The following is a 24607-nucleotide window of genomic DNA, read 5'->3' on the forward strand; positions in this document are numbered from 1 at the left end:
GATTTCATGATGCAAAACATTCTTTCTTCCGGGTTTGTTAAGGGAATGGTCAAAGCGACCAGTGACATGTGGCTGAAGGGCTGGGACGAACGCAACGGCGGCAACGTCAGCCTGCGTCTGCTGGAGGAGGAGGTCAAACCGTTCGTCGACGACTTCTGTAAAACACCTCGCTGCATTGAGCTGACTCAACCGGCACCTTCGCTGGCAAACGACTGGTTTCTGGTGACCGGGTCTGGAAAATTCATGCGCAACGTTCAGCTTGATCCGGCGGATTGCCTGGCGCTGCTGCAGGTCGATGACAAAGGGCTCTCCTACACCATTCACTGGGGCCTGTCGAATGGCGGGTTGCCGACCTCCGAGCTGGCGTCACACTTCCAGTCTCACGCGGTGCGTAAAGCGGTCAGCAAGGGTGCAGATCGGGTGATCATGCACTGTCACGCCACTCATTTTATGGCGTTGAGCTATGTGGTGGAGATGGATTCTGCCCGCTTTACCCGCCTGTTATGGGAAGGCAGCACTGAATGTCTGGTGGTCTTCCCGGATGGCGTGGGTGTGCTGCCATGGATGGTGCCCGGCACCGATGAAATCGGCGCGGCGACGGCCGGGCAGATGCAGTCGCACACGTTGGTAATGTGGCCGTTCCACGGCGTCTTTGGTACAGGCCCGACGCTCGATGAGACTTTTGGTCTGATAGACACAGCGGAGAAATCGTCCGAAGTGATCGTCAAAGTGCTGTCTATGGGCGGGATTCGCCAGAGCATTACCACAGAACAGCTGGTCGCATTGGGTGAGCGCTTCGGGGTGAAGCCGTGGCAACCCGCGCTGGATGTGGGGCCTGCTAATGCTGCGTAAAGCTTTTGTGATGCAGGTGAATGCCGACGCTCATGCAGAGTATGAGCGCCGCCACTCCCCGATCTGGCCGGAACTGGCTGAGACGCTGAAAGCGCATGGCGCACACAACTATGCTATCTGGCTGGACGCCGAACGGCATCTGCTGTTCGCCAGCGTTGAGATTGAATCTGAGGAGCGCTGGCACGCGGTGGCAAAGACGGAGGTGTGCCAGCGCTGGTGGGCATCAATGAAAGATTTAATGCCGTCGAATGCCGATAACAGCCCAATCAGTCAGCCGTTGAAACCGGTGTTCTTTCTGGAGTAGTGGAGGGAAAGGGCGGCATCGCCGCCCTGATGATCTACCGTTTAGTCTGACACAGGCCGGTCAGCGTTGGCCACATCGCCATCAACGTATCAATAATACTATCAAGATCGTCGCGCTCAGCGCCTTCACGCGCCCGCACCGACATGCCCTGCAGCATACAACCCAGATAACGGGACAGCGCCGGAACATTGACTGACGCGCTCAGTTCGTTACGCTGCTGACGCGCCAGCAGAAAATCGCTTAATACATGCTCCTGCGACTGATGCTGCTGTTGCAGCATAGTGGCAATCTCCTTCGACGCCGCCGACAGGGCGGTTGAGGTGCAGATAAAGAAGCAGCCGCCGGGAGAGTCACGCTCAGTAAAGCAGGCGGCGGTGGCACGGAAATAGGCTTCAATTGCGCGATCTACGGGTAACGTATCGTCGCCTAACACCGCTTCTCGCCAGGCACTGAACTTCTCTATATAGCGATCCATCGCCGCACGGAACAACCCTTCTTTATTCACAAACTCTGCGTAAAGGGTCGGTGCTTTTGCACCGGTTGCGGCGACAAGATCGGACAGGGACGTTCCCTCATAACCGTGTGTCCAGAACAGGGTGAGTGCTTTATCAAGCGCAGCGTCACGATCAAACACTTTAGGTCGGCCACGGCATTTCTTTACATCACAATCCTGAACCTGGCTCATACATCCTCACTGACAGTAAAACATCCTATTAAATTACCGATCATTATAAAAATGTGCAAGGTCCGCTATGCATGCCCTCGGCCAGGGTTGCCATTTTGTGCGCCAGCGCAGTGTTATCGCCCCTATGGTTAAGTCAGAAAAGGGGCTGAAGCCCATAATCACGCCACTTCGCAATTAAAATAACGCTCATTAAATAAATATTGACGGCGAGCCCCGGCGGGGTCTATCATTTGTTTAACGGTCGTTAATTAAATAGCGACAACCTAATTCAGACCAACCAAATTCAACTACCGAATAGAGAGAAGATGATGAAAACCATTAAAACCACCCTGGCAGCACTGGCACTTACCACTCTGACTTTTGGCGCATATGCCGCTGACCTCGTCACCAGCGAACCGTCTAATCAGCAGCCAGTCGGCACCATCTCTGTACAGGGCGGCACTAACCTGACCTCCCTTGAATCACAGTTGAGTGCTAAAGCGGATGAAGCGGGTGCGAAATCGTTCCGTATCACCTCAACCAGCGGCCAGAACAAACTGCACGGCACGGCAGTGATTTATCAGTAAATCGGGTGTCGACAGAATCAGTGAGAGGGGATTTGTTATGAAACGTATTAGCTTGATGGTGACAGCGGCTTTGCTAAGCAGCATCTCATTTGCCAGTGTCGCGGCTCAGCAGGTCAGCAGTACACCGCCTGATGCGCAAAAAATCGGTGTCATCAGCGCGACGGGCAGTACTAATCTGACCTCGCTGGAGCAGCAACTGTCAGAAAAGGCCAGCGATGTCGGGGCAAAGTCTTTCCGCATCACTTCGACCTCTGGCAACAACAACCTGCATGGCACAGCCATTCTTTATAAGTAAAAGCACGATAAATATTCATAAACAGGCTTCAGATAAACCCACTTATCTGAAGCCTTTTTTATTCTTAAGTCACAGCCTTATCCGTTGCTCCGCAACTGGGGATAACGACGGAAGATGTAAATACACCAGAGTAACGCCACCAGCCCGATCATCCCGCCGACGTTCCCGACTTCCGCCATGCTCAGATGCAGACTGACCTGATTCCCCAGCAGCGCACCTGCGCCAATCCCGATATTATAAATCCCTGACATGAGCGACATTGCCACATCCGTGGCATCGGGTGCCAGTGACAGCACCCGCACCTGCATACCCAGTCCAATCATCATCATTGCCATGCCCCAGACAACGCACAGTGTTGAAATAGCGGCAGGTCGGACGGCAGCAAAAATCAGCAGCCCCATACAAAGGGTTGTCAGTGCGATGGCGGCAATAAGCAGTCCGGAAGGGAATTTATTGCCGAGGGTGCTGAACAGCACGCTGCCCACAATACCCGCTGAACCAAACAGCAACAGCAGCAGGGTCGTAAAATTGCCGCTGGAGTGCGCCACATTCTGCATAAACGGCTCGATATAGCTGTAAGCGGTGTAATGCGCGGTCACCACCAGCGTCACCAGCAGATACATGCTGACCAGCGCGGGACGGCGAAACAGCATCGGCACACTGCTCAGCGAGCCGGTATGCTCACTCGGCAGGCGCGGCAGGATCCGCACCAGCATAATCATCAGCACCAGCGCCGAGAGGCCAATCGCGCCGAAGGTGGTACGCCAGCCAAGATACTGACCGACCACACGCCCAATCGGCACGCCCAGGACCATTGCCAGCGCGGTACCGGTCGCCAGCATACTCAGTGCCTGTGTTTTCTTACCGGCTGGCGCAACGCGGATCGCCAGTGAGGCTGTAATCGACCAGAACACCGCGTGAGACAGGGCGATGCCCACACGTGACACCATCAGCGAGCGGAAATCCCAGGCGACGGTTGAAAGTATATGGCTGACGATGAAAATCAGGAATAGCACGCCCAGCAGCAGGCGTCGCTCGATATTACGGGTTAGCAGCATCAGCGGCAGTGAGAGCAGCGCGACGACCCAGGCATAGATAGTCAGCATGATCCCGACATCAGCCGTCGGCATTGAAAAGTCAGCGGCAATATCGGACAGCAGGCCAACCGGGACAAATTCGGTGGTATTGAAGACAAACGCAGCAATAGCCAGCAATACCACGCGTAGCCAGGCAGTCTTACGTGAAACAGTTGTTGATTGCATGAGGAGTCAAGCCAGTCAGAATAGCGAATGTGGATGTGGCAGACACACCCAGTGAAAGTGACCTGCGTCACAAAATTAACCGCTATTGTAGTCAATAAACCGGGAAGAGAAACCTGATAACGCGCTTTTAATACTGAATTTTTTTTATCGCCCTGGCACCGGGCGATAGCCAGAGGTTATTACCCGCGACAACGCAAGGAGATCCTGTGCAGCAGCATAATCTATAAGCAAAATGTGACGGAGCAGCACGCCGGAGAGAACACCATCACGGTTAAAAGCCCTGCGCTTAACGCGACGTTGGCGTGTGCTTCAGGGCCACACTGAGCTGAGCTGCCGGATGGGTCGAATGATTGAGCGGACAGCAATTTTCACAGCCTATTGCACCCACATAATATTTTTTCGCCTGAAGAATAGCGGCGTTCACGTGGTAAAAACTGCCCAGAAACAGTCTGTTATCCATGTCGGGAAGATGAGGGCAACCCGCAGCGTGGACAACATGATTATCGTTATATCCTGATTGTTTATTAACGTAATAGTAGAGAGCCACAGGCGTTCCTTGTTGCCGTGCTGAAAGGCAAAACTGATGAATTATGACAATAAAATGATTATAGCGGGAAACGCGCACTTTGTTTGTTGTGGATCTGAATCAAACGTTCTGGAGGCGGTTTGCCAGACCCGGCGGGGCCTGGCAAACGTGCAGGCTCTCAGAGTTTTCTACTGTGCAGACGCCAGGCAACCGCTAACGCCAGTATCAGCAGGACGCTGATAAATAGCGTAATACCGCCCCAGCCGAAGTTATGCCAGAACAGACCGCCCAGCGTACCCGCCACGCTGGAACCCACGTAATAGCTGAAAAGATAAAGCGAGGAAGCCTGTCCCCGCGCCCGACGCGCCCGGGGACCGATCCAGCCGCTGGCAACGGCATGAGCAGCAAAAAAACCGGCAGTGAACAGCATCATCCCAGGCAGGATCAGCCAGAGGGAGTTAAAGGCCGTTACCAGCAGGCCCAGTAACATGATGGCTGTCGCGCCCAGCATTACCGGCCCGCGCCCAATGCGGCTGGTCAGCGCACCCGCTTTAGGCGAACTCCATGAGCCGGTCAGGTAGACCACGGATAACAACCCGACCACGGCCTGACTGAGATGCCAGGGCGCGTCCAGTAAACGATAGCCAATGTAGTTGAACAGGGTGACGAAGGCGCCCATCAGCAGGAAGCCTTCGGCAAACAACCACGGCAGGCCTGGATCGCGCCAGTGCAGCCGGAAGTTAATTAACAGATTACGCGGGCGCAGCGTGATGGGTCTGAAATGACGCGATGCGGGCAGGATCTTCCAGAACATCAGCGCGGAGGCCAGCGAAAAACAGCCGATTACCGCCACGGCGATCCGCCATGAGAAGAGGTCGGTCAGGACACCGCTCAGCAGACGCCCGCTCATCCCGCCTATGGAATTACCGCTGATATATAACCCCATGGAAAAGGCGACGACCCGTGCATCTATCTCTTCACTGAGATAGGTCATGCCTACCGCCGCAACGCCGCTAAGCGACAGGCCCATCAGGCCACGCATGATCAGAATGCCGTGCCAGCTGGTCATCGTGGCCGAGATCAGCGAACAGATAGCAGCGAGCATCAGGGCGGTCACCATCACCGACTTACGCCCGATGGCATCAGAGAGTGGGCCGGTGACGAGCAGGCCCAGCGCCATCAGACCGGTAGAGATGGAGAGCGACAGGCTGCTGGTCGCCGGAGAAACCCCAAACTGCTGTGACATGACTGGCAGAATCGGCTGCACACAATAGAGCAGGGCAAAGGTGGCCAGTCCGGCCGAGAAGAGTGCCAGCGTCACGCGCATAAACGCGGGCGTTCCGCGGCGAATGTATCCTGAAGCTGCCGCAGATTCTGGCGGTGCAGACACCGCACTCTCATCCACGGCGGCCTGTATTGAGCGACTCACACATCATCCTTTCAGTCAGAAAACCAGTGGTCAGCATAGGAAAGTGGAATTATGATGTCTAATATATTAATAATCTCAAATAAGACGTTTAAAATATGAATATCGAGCTGCGTCACCTGCGCTACTTTATTGCGGTCGCCGAAGAGTTACATTTCGGGCGGGCAGCCCTGCGTCTGAATATCTCTCAACCGCCGCTCAGCCAGCAGATAATGCAGCTTGAAACGGAAACGGGTGCCAGGCTATTTAATCGCACCAACCGCAGCGTGCAACTTACCGCAGCCGGAGAGCAATTACTGAGTGATGCCCGTGCGATTCTTTTACAGGTAGAGCAGGCGTCTGACCGCGCAGCCCGGCTGCATCGTGGCGAAGAGGGAGAGTTAAGAATTGGTTTTACCTCTTCGGCGCCGTTTACCGCAGTGGTCTCAGATGCACTGTTCCGGTTTCGTCAGCGCTGGCCACAGGTGCATATAAAGATGCAGGAGATCAACACCCGTCAGCAACTGGTCCCGTTGCACGAAGGACAGCTTGATCTTGGTGTGATGCGCAATACGCCGCTGCCGGCCGATTTGCGGCATCAGCTGCTGCTGAGTGAGCCGCTCTATGCCGTGGTGCATAAGGCCCATCCGCTGGCGGGCGCCGAAAACATTTCGGTGACTGCGCTGGCGGCCGAACCCTTTGTCTTCTTCGATCCCCAGGGCGGCACCGCGCTTTACAGCGATATTCTGGCGCTGCTGCATCGCTATCACATTAAGCCCTATATCACTCAGGAGGTCGGTGAGGCGATGACTATTCTGGGGCTGGTGGCAACCGGTCTGGGTGTCTCTATTTTGCCTGCCTCGTTTCGTCGGGCGCGGCTGTCAGATGTGGTCTGGCTACCGTTAACGGAAGAGGATGCCATTTCAGAGTTATGGCTGGTCTGGTCTGCCGGACGTGAATTAAATGCCCAGATGCAGAACATGATGGCGTTGCTACAGGAGAAGCAGCGCTGAACCCCGCATATCACCGCATCAATTTGTGCGACAAATCACATTTCTAATCAAATATTTGACGCTGTTGCCTGATCTGCCTCACCATGGCGCATGTTTATTTAGAAGCGCGAAAATAACCGGGAGCAGGGTTGTGAATCCGGACAGTCAACCTGGCCACATTGACCAGATTAAGCAGACCAATGCAGGTGTCGTATATCGATTAATTGACCGCTACGGTCCCATTTCGCGTATCGAACTTTCCCGCCGTGCCCAGCTTGCGCCGGCCAGCATCACCAAAATTGTGCGTGAAATGCTGGATGCGCATCTGGTGCAGGAGACCGAGTATCAGGACCCCGGCAGTCGTGGCCGTCCGGCGATTGGCCTGATACTGGACACCGATGCCTGGCACTATCTGGCGATTCGGTTGCATCGCGGCGCAATGACCTTCACGCTGCGCGATCTCAGCAGTCGGGCGCTGGCAGAAGACAGCCTGCCGCTGCCTGATGAATCTGCTCAGCCATTACTCTCCGCGCTGATAGAACAGGTCGATGCTTTCTTCATTCGTCATCAAAAGAAGCTGGAACGCCTGACGGCTATCGCTATCACCCTGCCAGGACTGATTAACGCTGCCTCCGGTATGGTGCATCGTTTGCCAGGTTATGCGGTACGCGATATGCCGCTGGGCGATGCGCTGGCAGCGCGAACCGGCTTAGCGGTATTTGTGCAGCACGACATTTCAGCCTGGACGCTGGCGGAATCGCTGTTTGGCGCCTCACGCGGTGCGCAGGATGTTATTCAGATTGTGATTGATGAAACCGTCGGCGCTGGCGTGATCAGTGGCGGTCAGCTGCTGCACAAAAGTGGCAGGGCACTGGTCGAAATCGGCCATACCCAGATAGATCCTTATGGTCAGCAGTGCTACTGCGGTAATCATGGCTGTCTGGAGACAGTAGCCAGTACCGGCAGTCTGCTCGCGCTGGCAGCGCAGCGTCTGGCAGCCCAGCCGGACAGCCTGCTCAACAACCAGCCGTTGACGCTTCAGTCACTGTGCGCGGCCGCGCAATCGGGCGACCGTCTGGCGCGCGACACCATTGCCAGCGTCGGGCACCACGTTGGCCGGATCCTGGCGATGATGGTCAACATCTTCAATCCACAACATATTCTTATCGGTTCTCCGCTAAATGCCGCCGCTGATGTGCTGTTTCCGGCGGTCAGCAATACGATTGTGCAGCAGTCACTGCCCGCTTACAGCGCGAGTATTGAGCTGGCACCCACTGAATTTAGCGAGCCGGGAACACTGGGCGGTGCCGCGCTCATCAAAGACGCCCTCTATAACGGACATCTGTTAGTTAAGTTGTTGCAAGGTTAAGCAGACCTGAACTTGCGCTAACGCAATCTGTTCCCCTCCTTCATTCCTTAAAATGCCGTTTCGCAGCAAGGTTAATCCCTGATTAATCGCAACGGTTTTAGAGGAGAAGTTGAGTGAACAGATTATTTGTTACCGGCACCGATACCGCAGTGGGCAAAACGGTGGTGTCACGCGCCCTGTTACAAAGTTTTATACAGACCGGACACAGTGCAGTCGGCTATAAGCCTATTGCCCGATGTGCGGTTAAAACCCCGGATGGCCTGCGTAACAAAGATGCACAGGTTCTGCAAAGCGCGTCCTCCATCGACTTGCCTTATCAGGCAATCAATCCGCTGGTTTTCCAGGAAGAGGAGATCTGCACCCATCCGACGCAGATCATCGACTATGGCCTGCTGACTCAGGGCTTAACCCGCCTGATGCAGCAGGCCAGTCGCGTGGTCGTTGAGGGCACAGGCGGCTGGCGCAGCCTGATGAACGATGGACGTCCGCTCTCCTGCTGGGTCGTTGAGCAGCAACTGCCGGTAGTGCTGGTGGTCGGCATCCAGTCGGGCTGTATCAGTCACGCCTTGTTGACGGCAGAAGCGATTGTGCAGGATGGTCTCCCGCTGCTGGGCTGGGTAGGCAATCGTATTAACCCTGGACTGGCGCACTACAGCGACATTATCGAGATTCTGCGCGAAAAAATCGGCGCACCGCTGCTGGGCGAACTGCCTTATTTACCGCGTGCCGAACAACGCGATCTCACACCTTATATCGATATTTCCCTGCTGGAGCCGGACAGTTTGCACGCTGTGAGTGCAAAGATCGCCTGATTATGAAACAAAACAAGTCATTTGAGTCGGGGGTGAGCCTAAAGTTTCAGGCTCATTTCCGACTGTCTGCAAAAATTTCTGTTTATATTTGAATGGCCTGACTCCGTTAACGCGAAACCACGACGTCATGGCGCAAAAAATGCATTAACTCCGCTTATCACACTGAACCGGAGTATCATCATGTCGCATTCGCACGAGAAAGGTTTGTTATATGGGCTTGAGGCCCGCATTGGTCCCGCCCCGGCGTTTCTGGCCGCATTGCAACATCTGCTCGCCAGCGTAGTGGGGATTATCACGCCACCGCTGATTATTGGTTCAGTTCTGGGGTTACAGGCCTACATTCCTTATCTGATAAGCATGTCGCTGTTTGTTTCAGGGTTAGGCACTTTTATGCAGGCCAGACGCTTTTATGGCATCGGCGCGGGCATGATCTGCCTGCAGGGCACCAGTTTCGCGTTTCTCGGTGTGATTCTCTCCGGTGGGCTGATGGTGAAAGGGCGCGGCGGATCGCCAGAAGAGATTATGGCGATGTTGTTTGGCTGCAACCTGGTGGCAGCGCTGATTCCGATTCTGATTAGCCGCTGTGTGGGCTCACTGCGCAAAGTCCTGACGTCGGTTGTGACCGGCACAGTGATTACTCTCATCGGCATCAGCCTGATCAAGGTGAGCATCACCGACTGGGCCGGCGGTCACAACGCCACGGATTTTGGTTCGCCGGGGAATCTGGCGCTGGGAGCGCTGACGCTGCTGGTAATTGTGGCGCTTAACCGTTCGCGCAACCGCTGGGCACGGCTGGTGGCAGTTGTGGCCGGCATCGCGGTGGGATGCGTGGCGGCAGTCTTAACCGGACATTTACAACTGCACATCGCGCCGGAGAGCAGCTGGATGGTACTGCCAGCCTTCTTCCGGTTTGGTTTCGCCTTTGACTGGACTATCTTTCTGCCGATTGCACTCGTGTCGGTCATTGCCGTAATTGAAGCCGTTGGGGATCTCACGGCCAACTGCCTGATTTCACAGCAGCCGATCGCTGGCAAGCCTTTTCAGCAGCGGCTGCAGGGCGGTATTGTCGCTGATGGCCTGAGCTGCGTGCTGGCGGCGGTTTTCTCCGCCTTTCCTAACACCACGTTTGCCCAAAATAATGGGGTTATCCAGATGACGGGCGTTGCCAGCCGTTACGTAGGCATGCTCTTAGGCATTATGCTGGCGCTACTGGGGCTTTTTCCTTTTGTTGGCTCGCTGCTGCAACAGATCCCGCCGCCAGTCCTTGGCGGAGCCACTATTGTGATGTTTGGTAGCGTTGTCGCTGCGGGTATCCGGGTGATGACCCAGACGCCGCTGGGCCGCCGTGAGATGCTGATTGTCGCAATTTCATTCGGGATTGGTCTTGGCGTGGAAGCGGTGCCGGAGGTACTGAAGCAGTTCCCGCCGCTGATTAACAGTCTGTTTGGTCATGCGGTAACGACCGGCGGTATTCTGGCGATTATGCTCAATCTGGTTCTGCCAGACGAGGCATCTGCCGTGGAAGAGGTTGAGGCGGAAACACTGACTGAAAGTTAAAAGCTGAATAACGCACAACCGCTGAAGTTGCTCTGACAGACGGCTCAGAAAATCAAAGCGATGAGAGCATACGCCTATAGCAAAGCATCGTGGACCATGGACAAAAACACTCCCGGCATTTTTGTCCACGGCGCGGGACGCTTTCCTCCTCTGACCTGGTTCCCTTCGGGTCTGAATGTTGTATTGCTGTCAGATTTACCCAGGCTGGGGTTAGTCTGCGAAAATACGAAAAAAGGGCCAGAGCGGCCCTTTTTCTGACTTATATCACTATAACCACATTATGGATTCAGACGACGACGGGTTCGACCCGAGCTGAGGTAATCCGCGATGTAATCCTGCGAAATCTCCCCGCTGTAGCGACCTTCTTCATCGACTATTGGCATCCAGACCGTGTTGTGCTCATAGAGTTTTGACAGCACCACGCGAAGGTTCTCTTCCGCTTTACCGGTGACCTTAAAGGTGTGCAGCTTCTCTTCACAACGGCCACTCACGTTACGCGCCTCGCGACGTTTCACGAAGCCCAGCGGCTTGCCATCCTCATCGACCACGGTAATCGACCGCATATCGTTCTCATCCATGGTGCCAAAGGCTTCATCCAGTGGCGTCGAGCGGCGCACGGTGATGGTCGGCTGCTGATCGGTCACGTCTCCCGCCTGCACCAGTAACAGACGCTTAAGCGTGCGGTCCTGGCCAACAAACGAGCCAACAAAATCATTGGCCGGAGTCGCCAGCAACTCATCCGGGCTGGCGCACTGCACGATTTTACCCTGACCAAAGACGGCGATGCGGTCGCCGAGCTTGAGCGCCTCATCGATGTCGTGGCTCACCAGCATCACGGTTTTCTTCAACTGGCGCTGCATGTCGAGGAACTCGTTCTGGATCACTTCGCGGTTAATCGGGTCAACGGCACCAAACGGCTCATCCATCAGCAGCACCGGTGGATCCGCGGCCAGGGCGCGAATCACGCCGATACGTTGCTGCTGACCGCCGGACATCTCACGTGGATAGCGATGCAGGAATTTGGTCGGGTCCAGTGCGACCATGCTCATCAGCTCAGTGGCACGTTCACGACACTGCTTTTTGTCCCAGCCCAGCATGCGAGGCACTACAGTAATGTTCTCCTCAATGGTCATGTTGGGGAACAGACCTATCTGCTGGATGACATAGCCAATGTTGCGACGCAAAGTGGTGGTGTCCTGGGTACTGGTATCTTCACCGTTGATCAGGATGCGGCCACTGGTGGCGGGGATCAGACGGTTAATCATTTTCAGCGTGGTGGTCTTACCGCAGCCCGATGGCCCCAGCAGTACACACATCTCACCAGCGGGTACGTGAAGGCTGACGTTATCGACGGCTTTGTTAGTGGTGCCGTTTTTCTGGGTAAAGGTTTTCGTCAGGTTTTCCAGCGTAATCATTATCGAATCCCCTTTGGAGTCAGCGCCTGCTGCAAACGGTGCAGCAGCCAGTCAAGAAAAATAGCCAGCAGACAAATCATCAATGCCCCGGCGATTAACATACGAATATCACTGCCGCTGATCCCATCGAGCAGCAACTGGCCGAGTCCGCCCGCACCAATCACCGCAGCAATCGCCATCACGCCAACGTTCATCACCACGGCGGTACGGATGCCGCCAAAAATCACCGGCAGCGCCATCGGGATTTCAACCCAGCGCAGACGCTGCCAGAAGGTCATGCCGATGCCGCGGCCCGCTTCACGCAGTCCATCCGGCAGATTTTCCAGTGCGGTGTGAGTGTTGCGCACAATCGGCAGCAGTGAGTAGAGGAACACAGCGGTGATCGCTGGCAGCGCGCCGATGCCCTGACCGATCAGCGAAAATACCGGAATCATCAGACCAAACAGCGCAATGGTAGGAATGGTCAGCACCACGGTAGCGATACCGAGTATCGGCGTTGCCAGCCATCTGACACGCACGATCAGAATGCCCAGCGGCACGCCAATCACAATGGCCAGACCGACCGCCACCAGCACCAGCCAGCTGTGCTGCCAGCTCAGGGTGAGCAGGGTGCTCCAGTTATCCATGATGTAGTGAAGGGTATCCACAGTGCCTCCTTACAGCATGTTTTTGGATTGAAGGAAATCACGCGCCACGGTTTCCGGTGACTCATGATCGATATCGACCCGCTTGTTCAGCTCTGTGATCGCCTCATCGGTGATCTGAGCAGAAAGCTGATTAAGCGCGGTATCCAGCCCCGGATGGCTCGCCAGCACATCCTGACGCACGACTGGCGTCACGTTGTAGCTCGGGAAGAAGTGTTTATCATCCTCCAGCACTTTCAGGTTGAAGCCCTTAACCCGTCCATCGGTGGTGTAGATCAGACCGGCATCGACGAATCCATCGCGAATGGCGTTGTACACCAGACCCGGGTCCATCTGGCGGATCTGCGGCCGATCCAGTGCCAGGTTATACGTCTTCTGCAGCGGCTTCATACCATCAGAACGACCAGAGAACTCCAGGTCCAGACCGAGACGCCAGTTGTGATCCGGGTCAGATTTACGCACCTGCTCAATCTTTGCAACCAGCTGCGACATTGTGCTGATACCTTCTTTTTCGGCCCGTTCACGGGTCATGGCAAAGGCATAGGTGTTGTTCATGGGGGCCGGGTTCAGCCAGACCAGTCCCAGCTTTGCATCCAGCTTTTTGACCGTCTCATAGGCCTGCTGTGAAGACATGGGCTGATTGATATGGTTAAAGATGATCAGTGAAGTCCCGGTATATTCCCAGACCATATCAATCTGCTTATTCAGCAGTGCATTACGACCAATGGTGGTGGCGATATTACGCTTAGGGACCACCTCAAAGCCTTTCTTCTGCAGCCACAGCACCGTCATCGCGGACAGGATATGCTGCTCGGTAAAACTTTTAGTTGCCATCACCAGCGGGGTGGCAGCCTGCGCCGTCTGGCTTAGCAGCAGCGTCGCAGTCAGCGCGACAACGCTTTTCTTAATCCACTTTGTTAGCATTACAAAGCTCCTTGTGGTCAGGCCGCAGCATGCGGACTTAGAAAGCGGCCCAGTGCGGCCAGCATCATATCCAGAACCAGCGCCACCAGTGCGGTGGCAACGGCGCCCAGAATCAGCGTCGGGAAGTCATTCAGATAGATGCCCGGGAAGATCAGCTCACCAAAGCTGCTGGCACCAATCAGGAAGGCCAGTGGAGCAGTACCGACGTTGATGGCGGTGGCGATGCGCACGCCTGCGAGAATGACCGGCAGGGCGTTGGGCAGCTCAACCTGACGCAGACGTTGCCATTTGGTCATGCCGATGCCGTTGGCGGCCTCAATCAGCGACGGAGGAACCGCGCTCAGGCCAGAGAAGGTGTTTCGAACGATGGGCAGCAATGACGCCAGAAACAGCGCAATCAGCGCCGGACGATCGCCAATGCCGATGATTACCATCGCCAGCGCCAGCACCGCGAGCGGTGGCAGTGTGTTTCCCACATTGAAAATCTGCATCACATATTCGGCCCAGCGACGCGCAAACGGGCGGCTGAGCAGGATGCCGCTGGGAATACCGACCAGCAGAGCGAACAACATTGACCAGAAAACTAAGAAGAGGTGCTGCTGCCCGAGATAGAGCAGATCGACTTTACGTGCGACCAGCTGATCCCAGCCTAAGCCCCAGATCAGTACTGCGATCACCGCGACCACTGCAAGCAGTGCCAGACCGGCGCGTCGGGCCAGTGAAGCATTTTGCATAGGAGAATCTCCCTGATGACGATCTCAATTGTTATAACAACCATAAACAGTCCGACAGGCGCGACAAAAACTGCCGCCGCACCCAAAACCGAAACTGCGATAAAATGTAGATAAAATGACTGTTTACCCACTCTTTTTCAGCGAATACCGAATAAGATGGGGTAATGCTATAGCAGGCCTTTTTTGCACAAGCCAGCTTTTAAGCCATATATCAGGCAGATAGAAACAGGTTAAAATGGTGTTAAAGCCGCATAGCCGCTGGGCTAATGCGACAATAAAAAAAATTCATCGATATTTGGTGACAACGTCACAGATGACGCAAAAGATGCGCACGCGCGGGAAATTGCATTGGCTGTTTTTGAGCTAGCCTTGCAGATAAAAAGGAACCCTATGACTGAAAGCGCACAACTCCAGACCGGGCATCGCCACTGGATCTTAATTGCCTGCATGCTGGCGATGTTTATGGCGGCCATTGAAGTGACGATTGTGGCTACCGCAATGCCCACTATCATTGCTGACCTTGGCGGTTTTTCGCAGTTTGGCTGGGTCTTCTCCATCTATCTGCTGACCCAGGCGGTCAGCGTACCGCTCTATGGGCGGCTGGCGGATATGGTGGGGCGTAAAACGATGTTTTTTGTCGGGACCGCGATCTTCCTGGTGGGCTCGGTGCTGTGTGGCTTTGCCCATACGATGACCTGGCTGATCCTGTTCCGGGCATTTCAGGGCCTGGGCGCGGGCGCGATTATGCCGCTCAGCTCGACCATCGTGGCGGATATCTATTCACCGCGCGAACGGGCCAGCGTGCAGGGCTGGCTCTCCAGCGTCTGGGGTGTGGCGGCCATCGTCGGGCCACTGACCGGGGCCTGGCTGGTGCAGCACTTTAGCTGGTCGGTGATTTTCTGGATTAACTTGCCGATTGGCCTGATGAGCATGCTGATGCTGGCGCGCTGGCTACCGTCGCACCAGAAGGAGGAGAAATCACAGCCGCTGAACCTGGCAGGAAGCGGCTGGCTGATGCTCTGCGTGACGGCCCTGCTGGTGGCGCTATTGCAGGCAGAACAGCTGGGCATCTGGCTGGTGCCGTTCCTGATCTTCTCACTGTTTGCGGGCTGGCAGCTTAAACGCCATGAGCAACGTTCAGCAGCACCGCTGTTTCCACTGATCATCTGGCGCAGCCGGCTTATCGTGGCGGGTAATGCGGGCAATCTGATTATTGGGGCGGCCATGATGGGCATCAGCGCGTTTTTACCCACCTGGATTCAGGGGATCCGCGGCGGCTCACCGTTGCAGGCGGGCAGTGTGCTGGCGATGATGTCGATTGGCTGGCCGCTGGCCAGTACCCTCAGCGGCAGACTGATGCTGCACACCTCCTACTGCTTTACCGCCCAGCTTGGCGCGCTCTTGCTGGTGACGGGCAGCGCCTTGCTACTGTTCTTACAGCCCGCAAGCTCTCTCTATCAGGCGGGCTTTACGGCGTTTCTGATCGGGACTGGCATGGGGATGACAAGCACCACGTTCCTGGTTTCTGTGCAGAATCAGGCGGACTATCAGATTCGTGGCATCTGTACCGCTTCAATCATGTTCAGCCGGATGATCGGCTCGGCGGTGGGGACTGCGATTATGGGCGCAGTGCTGAACCTTAATCTGCAATGGCGACTGCCACAGGTACAGGATCCGGTGCAGCAGATTATGTCAGAATCCAGTCGTCAGCAGTTGCCGCCGGAAACGCTGCAACAGATGGTTGCGTCCATCGCGACGTCATTGCACTGGGTATTTGTGGTGGCACTGGTGATTGCGCTGTTTGCGGTGGGTGTGGCCTGGATGATGCCACGTCAGCGGCCGGAACAGGCGGACTAGCAGGAAGGGCGACAGGATGTCGCCCTGATTTGACGCTGACTACTGAGCAGGCGCGTCCTGTGAACTGCCGGCACTGGCGGGGACACTGGCTTCGTCGTCACGGCCTGTACGCTTATAAACAATCTTTTGTGTGTCGTTTTCACAATGTCCGACGACCTGACCGCCCGCCTGATCAACCTGATCGTTGGCGACGACGTCAAGACTAAAACCTGACTCAGGCACACCGTTCTGAATAATTTTCTGGCTGATATCGGCTTTCACCGACTCACAGGATGCCTGTGCCATCAGCGGCAGAGCTAAAAACGCCGCGCTTAACAAAACCCTCTGTAGCTTCATCACGTTTTCCTTATGTTAGTCGTCCGTCATTACTATAGCTCAAAATTACGGCGCAACCGGGCGACCTGAACGGCGGTCCAGGCAACGCAGGGTGTTGGGTTCCCAGTAAGCGTTGAGATTAAGGCTCTGCTCGCATTTGTCGCGGGTGTCATAGGCGCGATCGGCCTTATCAAACTCTTTTTCGACGCGGGTGTTCACTTTGTTACGCAGCATGCGCGTGTCATTCCATTGCTCTTTATCCTGGCGCGCCGCTTCATTGCCCAGCGCGGTGCTGCCATCTTCAATGATCAGACGATTCGTGTTCGCACTGGCAGTGAATGCCGCAGAGGAGATCAGAACCAACAGCACGGCAGGGATCATTTTTTTCATCACAATATCCTTTAGTTAACGCAAACATCGCCTTCCGGGACGTCTGTTGCAGCGGGTATGCTTTAAGCCTGGCCCACCAGGCGTCATTGTTGCTGTAAGTCCGGACAGGGAAAGCGCGAAGCAATCCGGCGTACACGCGTGGTGATGGTGAGCACTGCCCGGGTTCAGGCTAAAAATAAAATAGCCCGATGACAGAGGTTCTTATTATATCATCGCCGTTTCTTCGCTCACCAGTGGTGAGTCATTTGTTTACGTTCAGGAGAGGTTAGGGTGCTGATTAAAACCGCCTTGCTGTTTTTTATTACCGCGCTGGCGGAGATCATCGGCTGTTTTTTGCCCTGGTTATGGCTAAAAAAAGGCGGCTCAGCCTGGCTGTTACTGCCTGCAGCGGCGAGTCTTGCGCTGTTTGTCTGGCTGCTGACCCTGCATCCTGCCGCCAGTGGACGGGTCTATGCCGCTTACGGTGGCGTCTATGTGCTGACTGCGCTGCTTTGGTTGCGGGTAGTGGATGGCGTGAAGCTAAGCGCGTGGGACTGGAGCGGGGCTGTGATCGCCTTCAGCGGCATGCTGATCATCGTGATGGGCTGGGGGCGCGGATAGCGCCAGCCGGACGGACTGGCGCTGCAGAGGCTTAAGGCTTATGGACTTTCAGGCCTGCCAGCGTCTGGCTGACCGGCATCATTTCAAGACTGTTGATGTTGACATGCTTAGGCAGGGTGGCAACCCACCAGACCGCTTCTGTGACATCTTCGGGTGTTAGAGCCTTTGCGCCTTCATAGACCTGGCCCGCTTTGTCATCATCGCCTTTAAAGCGCACATTGGAAAACTCCGTGCCGCCGACAAGGCCGGGCTCGATATCGGTGACGCGCAGTGCCGTACCGTGCAGATCGGTTCGCAGGTTAAGGCTGAACTGACGGACAAACGCTTTGGTTGCACCATACACGTTGCCGCCGGCATAAGGCCAGCTACCGGCAATCGAGCCAATGTTGATGATGTGGCCGACATCGCGCTCTACCATGTGGGGCAGCAGGGCGCGGGTCATGTAAACCAGGCCTTTGGTATTGGTGTCGATCATGTTTTCCCAGTCTTCAACATTGGCTTTGTGCGCAGGCTCAATCCCCAGCGCCAGACCGGCGTTGTTAACCAGTACGTCAATATTGCGCCACTCTGCCGGTAAGTGCGTGACCATCTCTTCAATGGCGGCACGGTTACGCACATCCAGCTGCACCGTATAAAGATTCTCGCCCAGCTCCTCCTTCAGCGCTTTTAAACGCTCGGCGCGGCGTCCGCTGGCAATGACTTTGTGGCCATTCTCAATAAAGCGGCGGGTGATGCTTTCACCAAAACCGGCGGTCGCGCCGGTGACAAAAATAATCATCTCACTGTTCCTTATGCCATTTTCAGAGTCGATGACTTCACCATAGCATTTCATTTCCGCTTCTGCGCGTTGAAAAATCGCCAGGCCTGTAAATGGATTTTACCGGTTAACTGACTGCGCCTTTTCAGGGCAGGCTGCACCTAAAAAGGGCAGGTTTGCCTTGGGCAGGCCATACTCAGAATGATCAGTTTACATAAAATCGAGTCGCAACCGTTTGCCTCTGTTCCGCAAACGGTTGCTAAGCCATCTGTGGTGATTTATGTTGCGCAACAGGCAGTGAATGATTTATTTGATTGATTTATAAGGATTTTACGGCTCGTCAGTTCTGGCACGCAGGTTGCAAGGCTATTACAGGAGATTTCCCTCCAACTATTCTATCGCGCTTTCAGAAAGGACAACCCATGCTATTAGCAACCGACACGGCGATTCGCGCCAGCTTCTTTGACTTTACTGGTGTGGTGGATCAGCCCGACGACCTGGCCGGTAAGGCGCGCTATCTGGAAGATGCAGTGCTGTTGCTGCGTGACGGACGCGTAGCAGGGCTGGATAGCTGGGAGAACAGCGAGGCGATGCTGGCAGGCCATCCGATTACCGATCTGCGCGGCAAACTGATCGTACCTGGCTTTGTTGATACGCATATTCACTATCCACAGACAGAGATGATTGGTGCGTTCGGCGAACAGCTGCTGGAGTGGCTGAATCATTACACTTTTCCGGTTGAAGCGCAGTATCACTGCCCTGACCATGCGGCCAAAATGTCCGCCTTTTTCCTGCATCAGCTGCTCTCAAATGGCACTACCAGCGCACTGGTGTTTGGTACTGTCCATCCGCAATCGGTGGAGGCGCTGTTCAGTGCCGCAGAAGCCCTGAACATGCGGCTGATTGCCGGGAAAGTGATGATGGATCGCAATGCGCCCGACAATCTTACCGAAACCCCGGAGCAGAGCTACCAGCAGACACGGGCGCTGATTGAGCGCTGGCATAATCGTGGACGGCTGAGCTACGCCCTGACGCCGCGTTTTGCGCCGACCTCCTCCCCGCAACTGCTGGAAAAAGTGCAGCAGCTGCGCCAGGCGTTTCCGGATACCTGGCTGCATACCCATCTCAGCGAAAATCCACAGGAGGTGGCCTGGGTAAAAGAGCTATTCCCGGAGCGTGAGGGCTATCTGGATGTTTATCATCACCACCAGCTAACCGGGCGTCGCAGCGTCTTCGCGCACTGTCTGCATCTGGAGGATAAAGAGTGGCAGTGTCTGCACGATACCGATTCTTCTATCGCTTTCTGTCCCACCTCAAACCTCTTCCTCGGCAGCGGCCTGTTTAACATTCAACGCAGCTGGCAGCAGGGCGTGAAGGTGGGAATCGGCACGGATGTCGGCGCGGGCACCACCTTTAATATCCTGCAGACGCTGGGCGAGGCTTACAAAGTAGGCCAGTTGCAGCACTACCGGCTCAGCGCCGCTGAAGCCTTTTATCACGCCACGCTGGGCGGAGCGCGTGCGCTGGATCTCGACCACGCCATCGGAAATTTTAACATCGGCAAAGAAGCCGATTTTGTCGTGCTCGATCCGGCGGTCTCTGCGCTGCAGCAGCTGCGTATTGGCAATAGCAAAGATATCTGGGAAAAGCTGTTTGTATTAATGACGCTAGGCGACGACCGCAATATTGCCCAGACCTGGGTAAATGGTCGTCCGGTCTGGCAGCGCGACGCACAGGAGCAAGCCGCATGATTGAGTTTTTGTTAAACAACCAGCTGGTCAGGGAAGAGGCTCTCGACCCCAATCTTACGGTGCTCAACTATCTGCGCACCCGGCAGCATCGTCCTGGTACCAAAGAGGGCTGCGCCTCTGGTGACTGTGGCGCCTGCAGTGTCACCCTGGGAAAAGTGGTCAAGGGTGAGATGCAGTATGAAACGGTCAATAGCTGTCTGACGCTGGTCTCGTCATTACAGGGCAAACAGCTGATCACAGTAGAGGATCTGCGTCACGGTCGTACACTGCACCCGGCGCAGCAGGCGATGGTCGACTGCCACGGCTCACAATGTGGATTCTGCACGCCAGGTTTTGTCATGTCGCTGTTCAGCCTGCAAAAAAACGCAGCGGGCTGGGATCGCCATCAGGCGGAAACGGCGCTGGCCGGTAACCTTTGCCGCTGCACCGGCTACCGGCCCATTATGGCTGCCGCAGAACAGCTCTGCTCCCAGCCGGTCACTGACCAGTTCGATCACAGTGCAGCCGCCACCGTGCAGCGGCTGGAGGCGCTGACTACCCCGGAAATGCAGGAGATAGACGGTGAGGGCCGCCGTTGTTTCCTGCCCAAAACGCCGGGTCAGCTGGCAGAGATCTACCTGGCGCATCCCGATGCGAAACTGATTGCCGGTGGTACCGACCTCAGCCTGCAGATTACCCAGCAGCATAAGAGAATACCGCTGCTGATTGCGCTGGAGCAGGTGGCCGCGCTTAAGGTCTGCAGTGAATTTGACGATCACTACCTGCTGGGTGCAGGTGCCTCACTGCAGCAGGTCAGTGAGTTTCTTGCCACCCGCATTCCTGGTGTCAGCGAGATGCTGCAGCGGTTTGCCTCACTGCAAATTCGTCTGCAGGGCACACTGGGCGGTAATATCGCCAATGCGTCCCCAATAGGCGACGCGTCGCCGGTGCTGCTGGCCCTCAATGGAAGTTTGCTGCTGCAGCGCGGTGAAGAACAACGCAGCCTGCCTCTGGACCAGTTCTTTACCGGCTATCGGCAGACACAGCTGGAAAAAGGGGAGTTTATCCGCGCCATTCGCATTGACAAGGTGACGGTGTCACCTGATTTTGTCGCATGGAAAGTCTCCAAACGGCTGGATGATGATATCTCCGCCGTCTTCGCTGCCTTTAACCTGCAAATCAAACAGGGCGTGGTGAGTGGTGCCCGCATCGCCTTTGGCGGTATGGCGGCGACGCCAAAACGCGCCCACCACTGTGAACAGGCGCTGATGGGTCAGCCACTGAATGCCGTGACGGTGTCACGTGCCGCTGCCGCGCTTGCGTCTGATTTCCAGCCGCTTTCCGATTTTCGCGCCAGCAGTGATTACCGTCTGCAGGTCGCCCGTAACCTGCTTCGCCGCTACTGGCATCGCCATAACGGCGAAATCACCTGCCTCGAGGTCTCTCGCTATGTCTCATAACCGCCCGGAACTCAACGAAGAGGTCATCAAGGCGCAGTATGCCGCCGATTTACAGAGCGGCGTAGGCCGGAGTAACCGCCATGAAAGCGCGGAAAAGCATGTCTCTGGCGAGGCGCATTTTATCGACGATAAACCGGAGTTGCCGGGCTTGCTGCATCTCTGCCCGCGTCTGAGTGAACACGCGCATGCGCGCATCGTAAATATTGATGTGCAGCCCTGTTATGCCGTGCCGGGTGTCGTCAGCGTATTAACATGGCAGGATGTGCCGGGTATCAACGATGTCGGGCCGCTGGAGCCGGGCGATCCGCTGCTGGCGCATGACAAAGTCGAGTACCTGGGACAGATCGTGATTGCCGTCGCGGCGGACTCCCCTGACGCTGCACGTCTTGGCGCGGCCGCAGCGGTGATCGAATATGAGGTGCTGGAACCGCTGCTGGATGTGGAGCAGGCGCTGGCGCAGGGCAGCTTTGTACAGGAACCGCACATCCATCAGCGCGGTGATGTGGACGCGGCGCTGGCGCGCGCGCCGCATCGGGTGAGCGGATCGTTTCATATCGGGGGTCAGGAGCATTTTTATCTGGAAACCCAGACGGCAATGGTCATTCCTGGCGAAGATCAGCAGCTGCAGGTCTTTTCTTCCACCCAAAACCCCACGGAAGTGCAGAAGCTGGTGGCGGAAGTCATGGGCATCAGCCTGAATAAGGTGACGATAGATATGCGCCGTATGGGCGGCGGCTTTGGTGGCAAAGAGACGCAGGCCGCCGGTGTCGCCTGTCTCTGCGCCATCGTAGCCCGTCAGACGGGGCGGGCGGCAAAGATGCGACTCTCACGCCGCGACGACATGCGCGTGACCGGCAAGCGCCATCCTTTCTTTGTGCGTTACGAGGCAGGCGTTAAGGAGGATGGCCGGCTGTGTGGCATCAAAATCGATCTGGCCGGTAACTGCGGTTATTCGCTGGATCTGAGTGGATCCATTGTCGATCGCGCCATGTTCCACGCCGATAATGCGTATTACCTCGGCGATGCGTTGGTCACGGGCTATCGCTGCCGCACGAATACCGCCTCCAACACCGCCTATCGCGGCTTTGGCGGACCGCAGGGTATGGTGGCGATTGAACAGATCATGGATCACATCGCCCGCCACCGTGGGCTGGATCCGCTGGCGCTGCGCAAGCGTAACTATTATGGCAAGCAGGATCGCAACATCACCCATTACCACCAGCAGGTCGAGGACAATCTGCTGGATGAGATTACCGAACAGCTGGAGCAGAGCAGCGACTATCAGGCGCGTCGCGCGGAAATCACGGCGTTTAACGCCCGCAGTTCGCTGTTGAAACGCGGTCTGGCGCTGACGCCGGTAAAATTTGGCATCTCATTTACCTCCAGCTTCCTTAATCAGGCGGGCGCGCTGATTCTGATTTACACCGATGGCACGGTGCAGCTGAATCATGGCGGCACCGAGATGGGCCAGGGCCTGAACACCAAGGTGATCCAGATTGTCGCCGAAGTGCTGCAGATAGAGACCGATAAAATCCAGATTACCGCCACCGACACCGGTAAAGTGCCCAATACCTCGCCAACAGCGGCCTCCAGCGGTGCTGACCTCAACGGTAAGGCGGCGCAGAATGCGGCTGAAATCCTGCGCGATCGCATGACCGCCATGCTCTGCGAACTGCATCAGTGCGACGCAGCGGCGGTGAGCTTCCGCAATGGCGTGGTACGTGCCGGAGAAAAACATTACACCTTCGCTGAGGTGGCGAAACTGGCGTGGCTGAATCAGGTGCCGCTCTCTGCCACCGGCTACTATCGCGTACCAGGCATTCATTACGACCGCGTTGCCGGGCGCGGCACGCCATTCTATTACTACGCCTATGGCGCGGCCTGCTGCGAGGTCGTCATCGACACCTTAACCGGCGAATCCCGCCTGCTGCGCGCCGACATCCTGCATGACGTTGGTGCCTCGCTGAACCCGGCCATCGACATCGGTCAGGTCGAAGGAGGCTTTGTCCAGGGTGTCGGCTGGCTCACCTGCGAAGAGCTGGTGTGGAATGACAAAGGTCAGCTGCTGACCGACGGTCCCGCGAGCTATAAAATTCCCGCCATCAGTGACGTGCCGGCAGATCTGCGGGTCACACTGGTGGAGAACCGCAAAAACCCGAAAGACACGGTCTTCCACTCCAAGGCCGTTGGCGAACCGCCGTTTATGTTAGGGATAGCCGCCTGGTGTGCGCTGCAGGATGCGGTCGCCAGCGTGGCGGATTACCGCCAGCATCCGTCGCTGGATGCGCCCGCTACACCGGAGCGCATCTTCTGGGGCGTGCAGCGTCTGTCGGGAGCCATTGATGATCTATCATGACTGGATAGGCGTGCTTCACCAGTTGCGTGAAAAACGGCAAAGCTGCGTGCTGATTACCGTGCTTAGCGAGCACGGTTCGGTGCCCCGTGACAGTGGCAGCAAAATGGTTGTCACGCAGCAGGAAAGCTTTCTCACCATCGGTGGCGGTCATCTGGAATTTGCGTGTATCGCCCAGGCCAGGGCGATGCTGCAGGATGGGGCGACCGCGCCCCATACCGAGGATTTCAGCCTCGGCGCGCGGCTAGGACAATGCTGTGGTGGCAAAACGACGATTTTGTTTGAGCCGCTGCTGCAGGCGCAGCCGGAGATATTTCTGTTTGGTGCAGGTCATGTCGGACAGGCACTGGTTAACCTGCTGGCGACGTTACCCTGTCACATAAACTGGATTGACAGCCGTCCGGCGCAATTTTCCAGCGTCCCTGCGGGCGTAGTGACCTGGCAGCCCGATGATCCGCTCGATTGCGTGGCGCAGGCGCCTGCGGGCAGCTACTTTATTATCATGACCCACCACCATCCGCTGGACTTTGAACTGTGTGAAGCGGTGCTGAAACGCGGAGATTTCCGCTATGCCGGATTAATTGGTTCGGCGACGAAAAACCAGCGTTTTCGCTACCGGCTGGCAGGCAAGGGCGTTCAGAGCGAATCACTGGCGCGCCTGCGCTGCCCGATTGGTCTGCCGGATGTTAAAGGCAAGCTGCCCGCCGAGATTGCGGTGGCGATTGCCGGTGAAATTATCAGCGTTTATCAGCAACATATCACCTGAGTTGTGGCCTGCGCGGCAACCTGTCAGGATAAGACTT

General features: G+C 56.1%; 25 protein-coding genes. 14 read left to right on the top strand and 11 right to left on the bottom strand.

Going from position 1 to position 24607, the window contains the following annotated elements; genetic code table 11:
* Positions 1 to 9 precede the first annotated feature (9 nt).
* Together rhaD and rhaM are read left to right on the top strand one after the other, a co-directional pair.
* On the top strand, positions 10 to 852 hold the full coding sequence (rhaD, locus tag P2R09_RS12025; protein ID WP_275770691.1) for a rhamnulose-1-phosphate aldolase: 843 nt from the start codon (positions 10 to 12) through the stop codon (positions 850 to 852).
* Positions 842 to 1156 carry an L-rhamnose mutarotase gene (rhaM, locus tag P2R09_RS12030; protein ID WP_003853684.1) on the top strand — a complete coding sequence of 105 codons (315 nt, stop codon included), beginning with the start codon at positions 842 to 844 and terminating at the stop codon, positions 1154 to 1156. Before rhaD ends, rhaM begins: the two co-directional genes overlap by 11 nt.
* 34 nt (positions 1157 to 1190) lie before the next feature.
* Here rhaM and P2R09_RS12035 read toward each other — a convergent pair whose 3' ends face one another.
* Positions 1191 to 1841, bottom strand: coding sequence for a TetR/AcrR family transcriptional regulator (locus P2R09_RS12035; RefSeq protein ID WP_003853682.1), 651 nt, complete (start codon positions 1839 to 1841; stop codon positions 1191 to 1193).
* A gap of 308 nt (positions 1842 to 2149) precedes the next feature.
* Here P2R09_RS12035 and P2R09_RS12040 point away from each other — a divergent pair, with 308 nt between their 5' ends.
* Positions 2150 to 2407, top strand: coding sequence for a DUF1471 domain-containing protein (locus P2R09_RS12040; protein ID WP_003853680.1), 258 nt, complete (start codon positions 2150 to 2152; stop codon positions 2405 to 2407).
* A gap of 37 nt (positions 2408 to 2444) precedes the next feature.
* On the top strand, positions 2445 to 2702 hold the full coding sequence (locus P2R09_RS12045) for a DUF1471 domain-containing protein (RefSeq protein ID WP_003853679.1): 258 nt from the start codon (positions 2445 to 2447) through the stop codon (positions 2700 to 2702).
* A 77-nt stretch (positions 2703 to 2779) separates the two neighbouring features.
* Here P2R09_RS12045 and P2R09_RS12050 read toward each other — a convergent pair whose 3' ends face one another.
* From P2R09_RS12050 to P2R09_RS12060, 3 genes are all read right to left on the bottom strand, one after another.
* Complete coding sequence (locus P2R09_RS12050; RefSeq protein WP_275769975.1) at positions 2780 to 3964, bottom strand: sugar transporter; 1185 nt, start codon at positions 3962 to 3964, stop codon at positions 2780 to 2782.
* 286 nt (positions 3965 to 4250) lie between these two features.
* Complete coding sequence (locus tag P2R09_RS12055; protein ID WP_008925221.1) at positions 4251 to 4511, bottom strand: hypothetical protein; 261 nt, start codon at positions 4509 to 4511, stop codon at positions 4251 to 4253.
* A 157-nt stretch (positions 4512 to 4668) separates the two neighbouring features.
* Complete coding sequence (locus P2R09_RS12060; protein WP_275769977.1) at positions 4669 to 5919, bottom strand: MFS transporter; 1251 nt, start codon at positions 5917 to 5919, stop codon at positions 4669 to 4671.
* 95 nt (positions 5920 to 6014) lie between these two features.
* Here P2R09_RS12060 and P2R09_RS12065 point away from each other — a divergent pair, with 95 nt between their 5' ends.
* From P2R09_RS12065 to P2R09_RS12080, 4 genes are all read left to right on the top strand, one after another.
* Positions 6015 to 6908 carry a LysR family transcriptional regulator gene (locus tag P2R09_RS12065; RefSeq protein WP_275769979.1) on the top strand — a complete coding sequence of 298 codons (894 nt, stop codon included), beginning with the start codon at positions 6015 to 6017 and terminating at the stop codon, positions 6906 to 6908.
* Between the two features lie 130 nt (positions 6909 to 7038).
* Positions 7039 to 8256 (top strand): ROK family transcriptional regulator, encoded by a 1218-nt coding sequence (locus P2R09_RS12070; protein WP_275769981.1) that lies wholly within the window; start codon positions 7039 to 7041, stop codon positions 8254 to 8256.
* Between the two features lie 113 nt (positions 8257 to 8369).
* Complete coding sequence (gene bioD / locus P2R09_RS12075) at positions 8370 to 9068, top strand: dethiobiotin synthase (protein WP_275769983.1); 699 nt, start codon at positions 8370 to 8372, stop codon at positions 9066 to 9068.
* Positions 9069 to 9248: 180 nt separating this feature from the next.
* Positions 9249 to 10625: a nucleobase:cation symporter-2 family protein gene (locus P2R09_RS12080; RefSeq protein WP_275769985.1), complete on the top strand. Its 1377-nt coding sequence runs from the start codon at positions 9249 to 9251 to the stop codon at positions 10623 to 10625.
* A 278-nt stretch (positions 10626 to 10903) separates the two neighbouring features.
* Here P2R09_RS12080 and osmV read toward each other — a convergent pair whose 3' ends face one another.
* From osmV to P2R09_RS12100, 4 genes are read right to left on the bottom strand one after another with little or no spacing between them, the layout of a single operon-like run.
* Complete coding sequence (gene osmV / locus P2R09_RS12085) at positions 10904 to 12040, bottom strand: osmoprotectant ABC transporter ATP-binding protein OsmV (RefSeq protein WP_003853663.1); 1137 nt, start codon at positions 12038 to 12040, stop codon at positions 10904 to 10906.
* Complete coding sequence (osmW, locus tag P2R09_RS12090; protein WP_003853661.1) at positions 12040 to 12687, bottom strand: osmoprotectant ABC transporter permease OsmW; 648 nt, start codon at positions 12685 to 12687, stop codon at positions 12040 to 12042. Before osmW ends, osmV begins: the two co-directional genes overlap by 1 nt.
* A gap of 9 nt (positions 12688 to 12696) precedes the next feature.
* Positions 12697 to 13608 carry a glycine betaine ABC transporter substrate-binding protein gene (locus P2R09_RS12095; RefSeq protein ID WP_275769987.1) on the bottom strand — a complete coding sequence of 304 codons (912 nt, stop codon included), beginning with the start codon at positions 13606 to 13608 and terminating at the stop codon, positions 12697 to 12699.
* 17 nt (positions 13609 to 13625) lie between these two features.
* Positions 13626 to 14342 carry an ABC transporter permease gene (locus P2R09_RS12100; protein ID WP_275769989.1) on the bottom strand — a complete coding sequence of 239 codons (717 nt, stop codon included), beginning with the start codon at positions 14340 to 14342 and terminating at the stop codon, positions 13626 to 13628.
* Between the two features lie 390 nt (positions 14343 to 14732).
* Between P2R09_RS12100 and P2R09_RS12105 the strand changes: the two genes are divergently transcribed.
* Positions 14733 to 16199 (top strand): MDR family MFS transporter, encoded by a 1467-nt coding sequence (locus tag P2R09_RS12105; RefSeq protein WP_275769991.1) that lies wholly within the window; start codon positions 14733 to 14735, stop codon positions 16197 to 16199.
* A gap of 39 nt (positions 16200 to 16238) precedes the next feature.
* Here P2R09_RS12105 and P2R09_RS12110 read toward each other — a convergent pair whose 3' ends face one another.
* Both P2R09_RS12110 and P2R09_RS12115 read right to left on the bottom strand, forming a co-directional pair.
* Positions 16239 to 16535: a DUF1161 domain-containing protein gene (locus tag P2R09_RS12110; RefSeq protein ID WP_179895728.1), complete on the bottom strand. Its 297-nt coding sequence runs from the start codon at positions 16533 to 16535 to the stop codon at positions 16239 to 16241.
* 45 nt (positions 16536 to 16580) lie between these two features.
* Complete coding sequence (locus P2R09_RS12115) at positions 16581 to 16904, bottom strand: DUF1283 family protein (protein WP_003853649.1); 324 nt, start codon at positions 16902 to 16904, stop codon at positions 16581 to 16583.
* 273 nt (positions 16905 to 17177) lie between these two features.
* Between P2R09_RS12115 and P2R09_RS12120 the strand changes: the two genes are divergently transcribed.
* A complete protein-coding gene (locus tag P2R09_RS12120) occupies positions 17178 to 17504 on the top strand; it encodes a YnfA family protein (RefSeq protein ID WP_033743086.1) in 327 nt (108 codons plus the stop codon).
* A gap of 31 nt (positions 17505 to 17535) precedes the next feature.
* On the opposite strand, the gene ydfG is transcribed toward P2R09_RS12120, so the two are convergent.
* Entirely contained in the window at positions 17536 to 18282 is a 747-nt protein-coding gene (gene ydfG, locus P2R09_RS12125) for a bifunctional NADP-dependent 3-hydroxy acid dehydrogenase/3-hydroxypropionate dehydrogenase YdfG (RefSeq protein ID WP_275769997.1), read from the bottom strand.
* 401 nt (positions 18283 to 18683) lie between these two features.
* Between ydfG and guaD the strand changes: the two genes are divergently transcribed.
* From guaD to xdhC, 4 genes are read left to right on the top strand one after another with little or no spacing between them, the layout of a single operon-like run.
* The gene (gene guaD / locus P2R09_RS12130; protein WP_275769999.1) at positions 18684 to 20012 is read left to right on the top strand and encodes a guanine deaminase; all 1329 of its coding nucleotides are present in this window, start codon (positions 18684 to 18686) and stop codon (positions 20010 to 20012) included.
* Positions 20009 to 21451, top strand: a complete 1443-nt coding sequence (xdhA, locus tag P2R09_RS12135) for a xanthine dehydrogenase small subunit (protein WP_275770001.1) — start codon at positions 20009 to 20011, stop codon at positions 21449 to 21451. Before guaD ends, xdhA begins: the two co-directional genes overlap by 4 nt.
* Positions 21441 to 23807, top strand: coding sequence for a xanthine dehydrogenase molybdopterin binding subunit (xdhB, locus tag P2R09_RS12140; protein ID WP_275770002.1), 2367 nt, complete (start codon positions 21441 to 21443; stop codon positions 23805 to 23807). Before xdhA ends, xdhB begins: the two co-directional genes overlap by 11 nt.
* On the top strand, positions 23794 to 24570 hold the full coding sequence (gene xdhC, locus P2R09_RS12145; protein ID WP_275770004.1) for a xanthine dehydrogenase accessory protein XdhC: 777 nt from the start codon (positions 23794 to 23796) through the stop codon (positions 24568 to 24570). The genes xdhB and xdhC overlap by 14 nt, the downstream gene beginning before the upstream one ends.
* Positions 24571 to 24607 lie beyond the last annotated feature (37 nt).

The sequence above is a fragment of the Pantoea sp. Cr_R13 genome, from assembly GCF_029222565.1.
Taxonomy (GTDB): Bacteria; Pseudomonadota; Gammaproteobacteria; order Enterobacterales; family Enterobacteriaceae; genus Pantoea; species Pantoea eucalypti.

What these genes read in the sequence shown, in the direction of transcription:
- P2R09_RS12105 (WP_275769991.1), top strand. Translation starts at nt 14,733, where the DNA reads ATGACTGAAAGCGCACAACTCCAGACCGGGCATCGCCACTGGATCTTA.
- rhaD (WP_275770691.1), top strand. Translation starts at nt 10, where the DNA reads ATGCAAAACATTCTTTCTTCCGGGTTTGTTAAGGGAATGGTCAAAGCG.
- P2R09_RS12100 (WP_275769989.1), bottom strand. Translation starts at nt 14,342, where the DNA reads ATGCAAAATGCTTCACTGGCCCGACGCGCCGGTCTGGCACTGCTTGCA.
- P2R09_RS12045 (WP_003853679.1), top strand. Translation starts at nt 2,445, where the DNA reads ATGAAACGTATTAGCTTGATGGTGACAGCGGCTTTGCTAAGCAGCATC.
- P2R09_RS12110 (WP_179895728.1), bottom strand. Translation starts at nt 16,535, where the DNA reads ATGAAGCTACAGAGGGTTTTGTTAAGCGCGGCGTTTTTAGCTCTGCCG.
- P2R09_RS12065 (WP_275769979.1), top strand. Translation starts at nt 6,015, where the DNA reads ATGAATATCGAGCTGCGTCACCTGCGCTACTTTATTGCGGTCGCCGAA.
- ydfG (WP_275769997.1), bottom strand. Translation starts at nt 18,282, where the DNA reads ATGATTATTTTTGTCACCGGCGCGACCGCCGGTTTTGGTGAAAGCATC.
- P2R09_RS12095 (WP_275769987.1), bottom strand. Translation starts at nt 13,608, where the DNA reads ATGCTAACAAAGTGGATTAAGAAAAGCGTTGTCGCGCTGACTGCGACG.
- P2R09_RS12040 (WP_003853680.1), top strand. Translation starts at nt 2,150, where the DNA reads ATGAAAACCATTAAAACCACCCTGGCAGCACTGGCACTTACCACTCTG.
- xdhB (WP_275770002.1), top strand. Translation starts at nt 21,441, where the DNA reads ATGTCTCATAACCGCCCGGAACTCAACGAAGAGGTCATCAAGGCGCAG.
- osmV (WP_003853663.1), bottom strand. Translation starts at nt 12,040, where the DNA reads ATGATTACGCTGGAAAACCTGACGAAAACCTTTACCCAGAAAAACGGC.
- guaD (WP_275769999.1), top strand. Translation starts at nt 18,684, where the DNA reads ATGCTATTAGCAACCGACACGGCGATTCGCGCCAGCTTCTTTGACTTT.
- P2R09_RS12080 (WP_275769985.1), top strand. Translation starts at nt 9,249, where the DNA reads ATGTCGCATTCGCACGAGAAAGGTTTGTTATATGGGCTTGAGGCCCGC.
- xdhA (WP_275770001.1), top strand. Translation starts at nt 20,009, where the DNA reads ATGATTGAGTTTTTGTTAAACAACCAGCTGGTCAGGGAAGAGGCTCTC.
- rhaM (WP_003853684.1), top strand. Translation starts at nt 842, where the DNA reads ATGCTGCGTAAAGCTTTTGTGATGCAGGTGAATGCCGACGCTCATGCA.
- P2R09_RS12115 (WP_003853649.1), bottom strand. Translation starts at nt 16,904, where the DNA reads ATGAAAAAAATGATCCCTGCCGTGCTGTTGGTTCTGATCTCCTCTGCG.
- P2R09_RS12035 (WP_003853682.1), bottom strand. Translation starts at nt 1,841, where the DNA reads ATGAGCCAGGTTCAGGATTGTGATGTAAAGAAATGCCGTGGCCGACCT.
- P2R09_RS12050 (WP_275769975.1), bottom strand. Translation starts at nt 3,964, where the DNA reads ATGCAATCAACAACTGTTTCACGTAAGACTGCCTGGCTACGCGTGGTA.
- xdhC (WP_275770004.1), top strand. Translation starts at nt 23,794, where the DNA reads ATGATCTATCATGACTGGATAGGCGTGCTTCACCAGTTGCGTGAAAAA.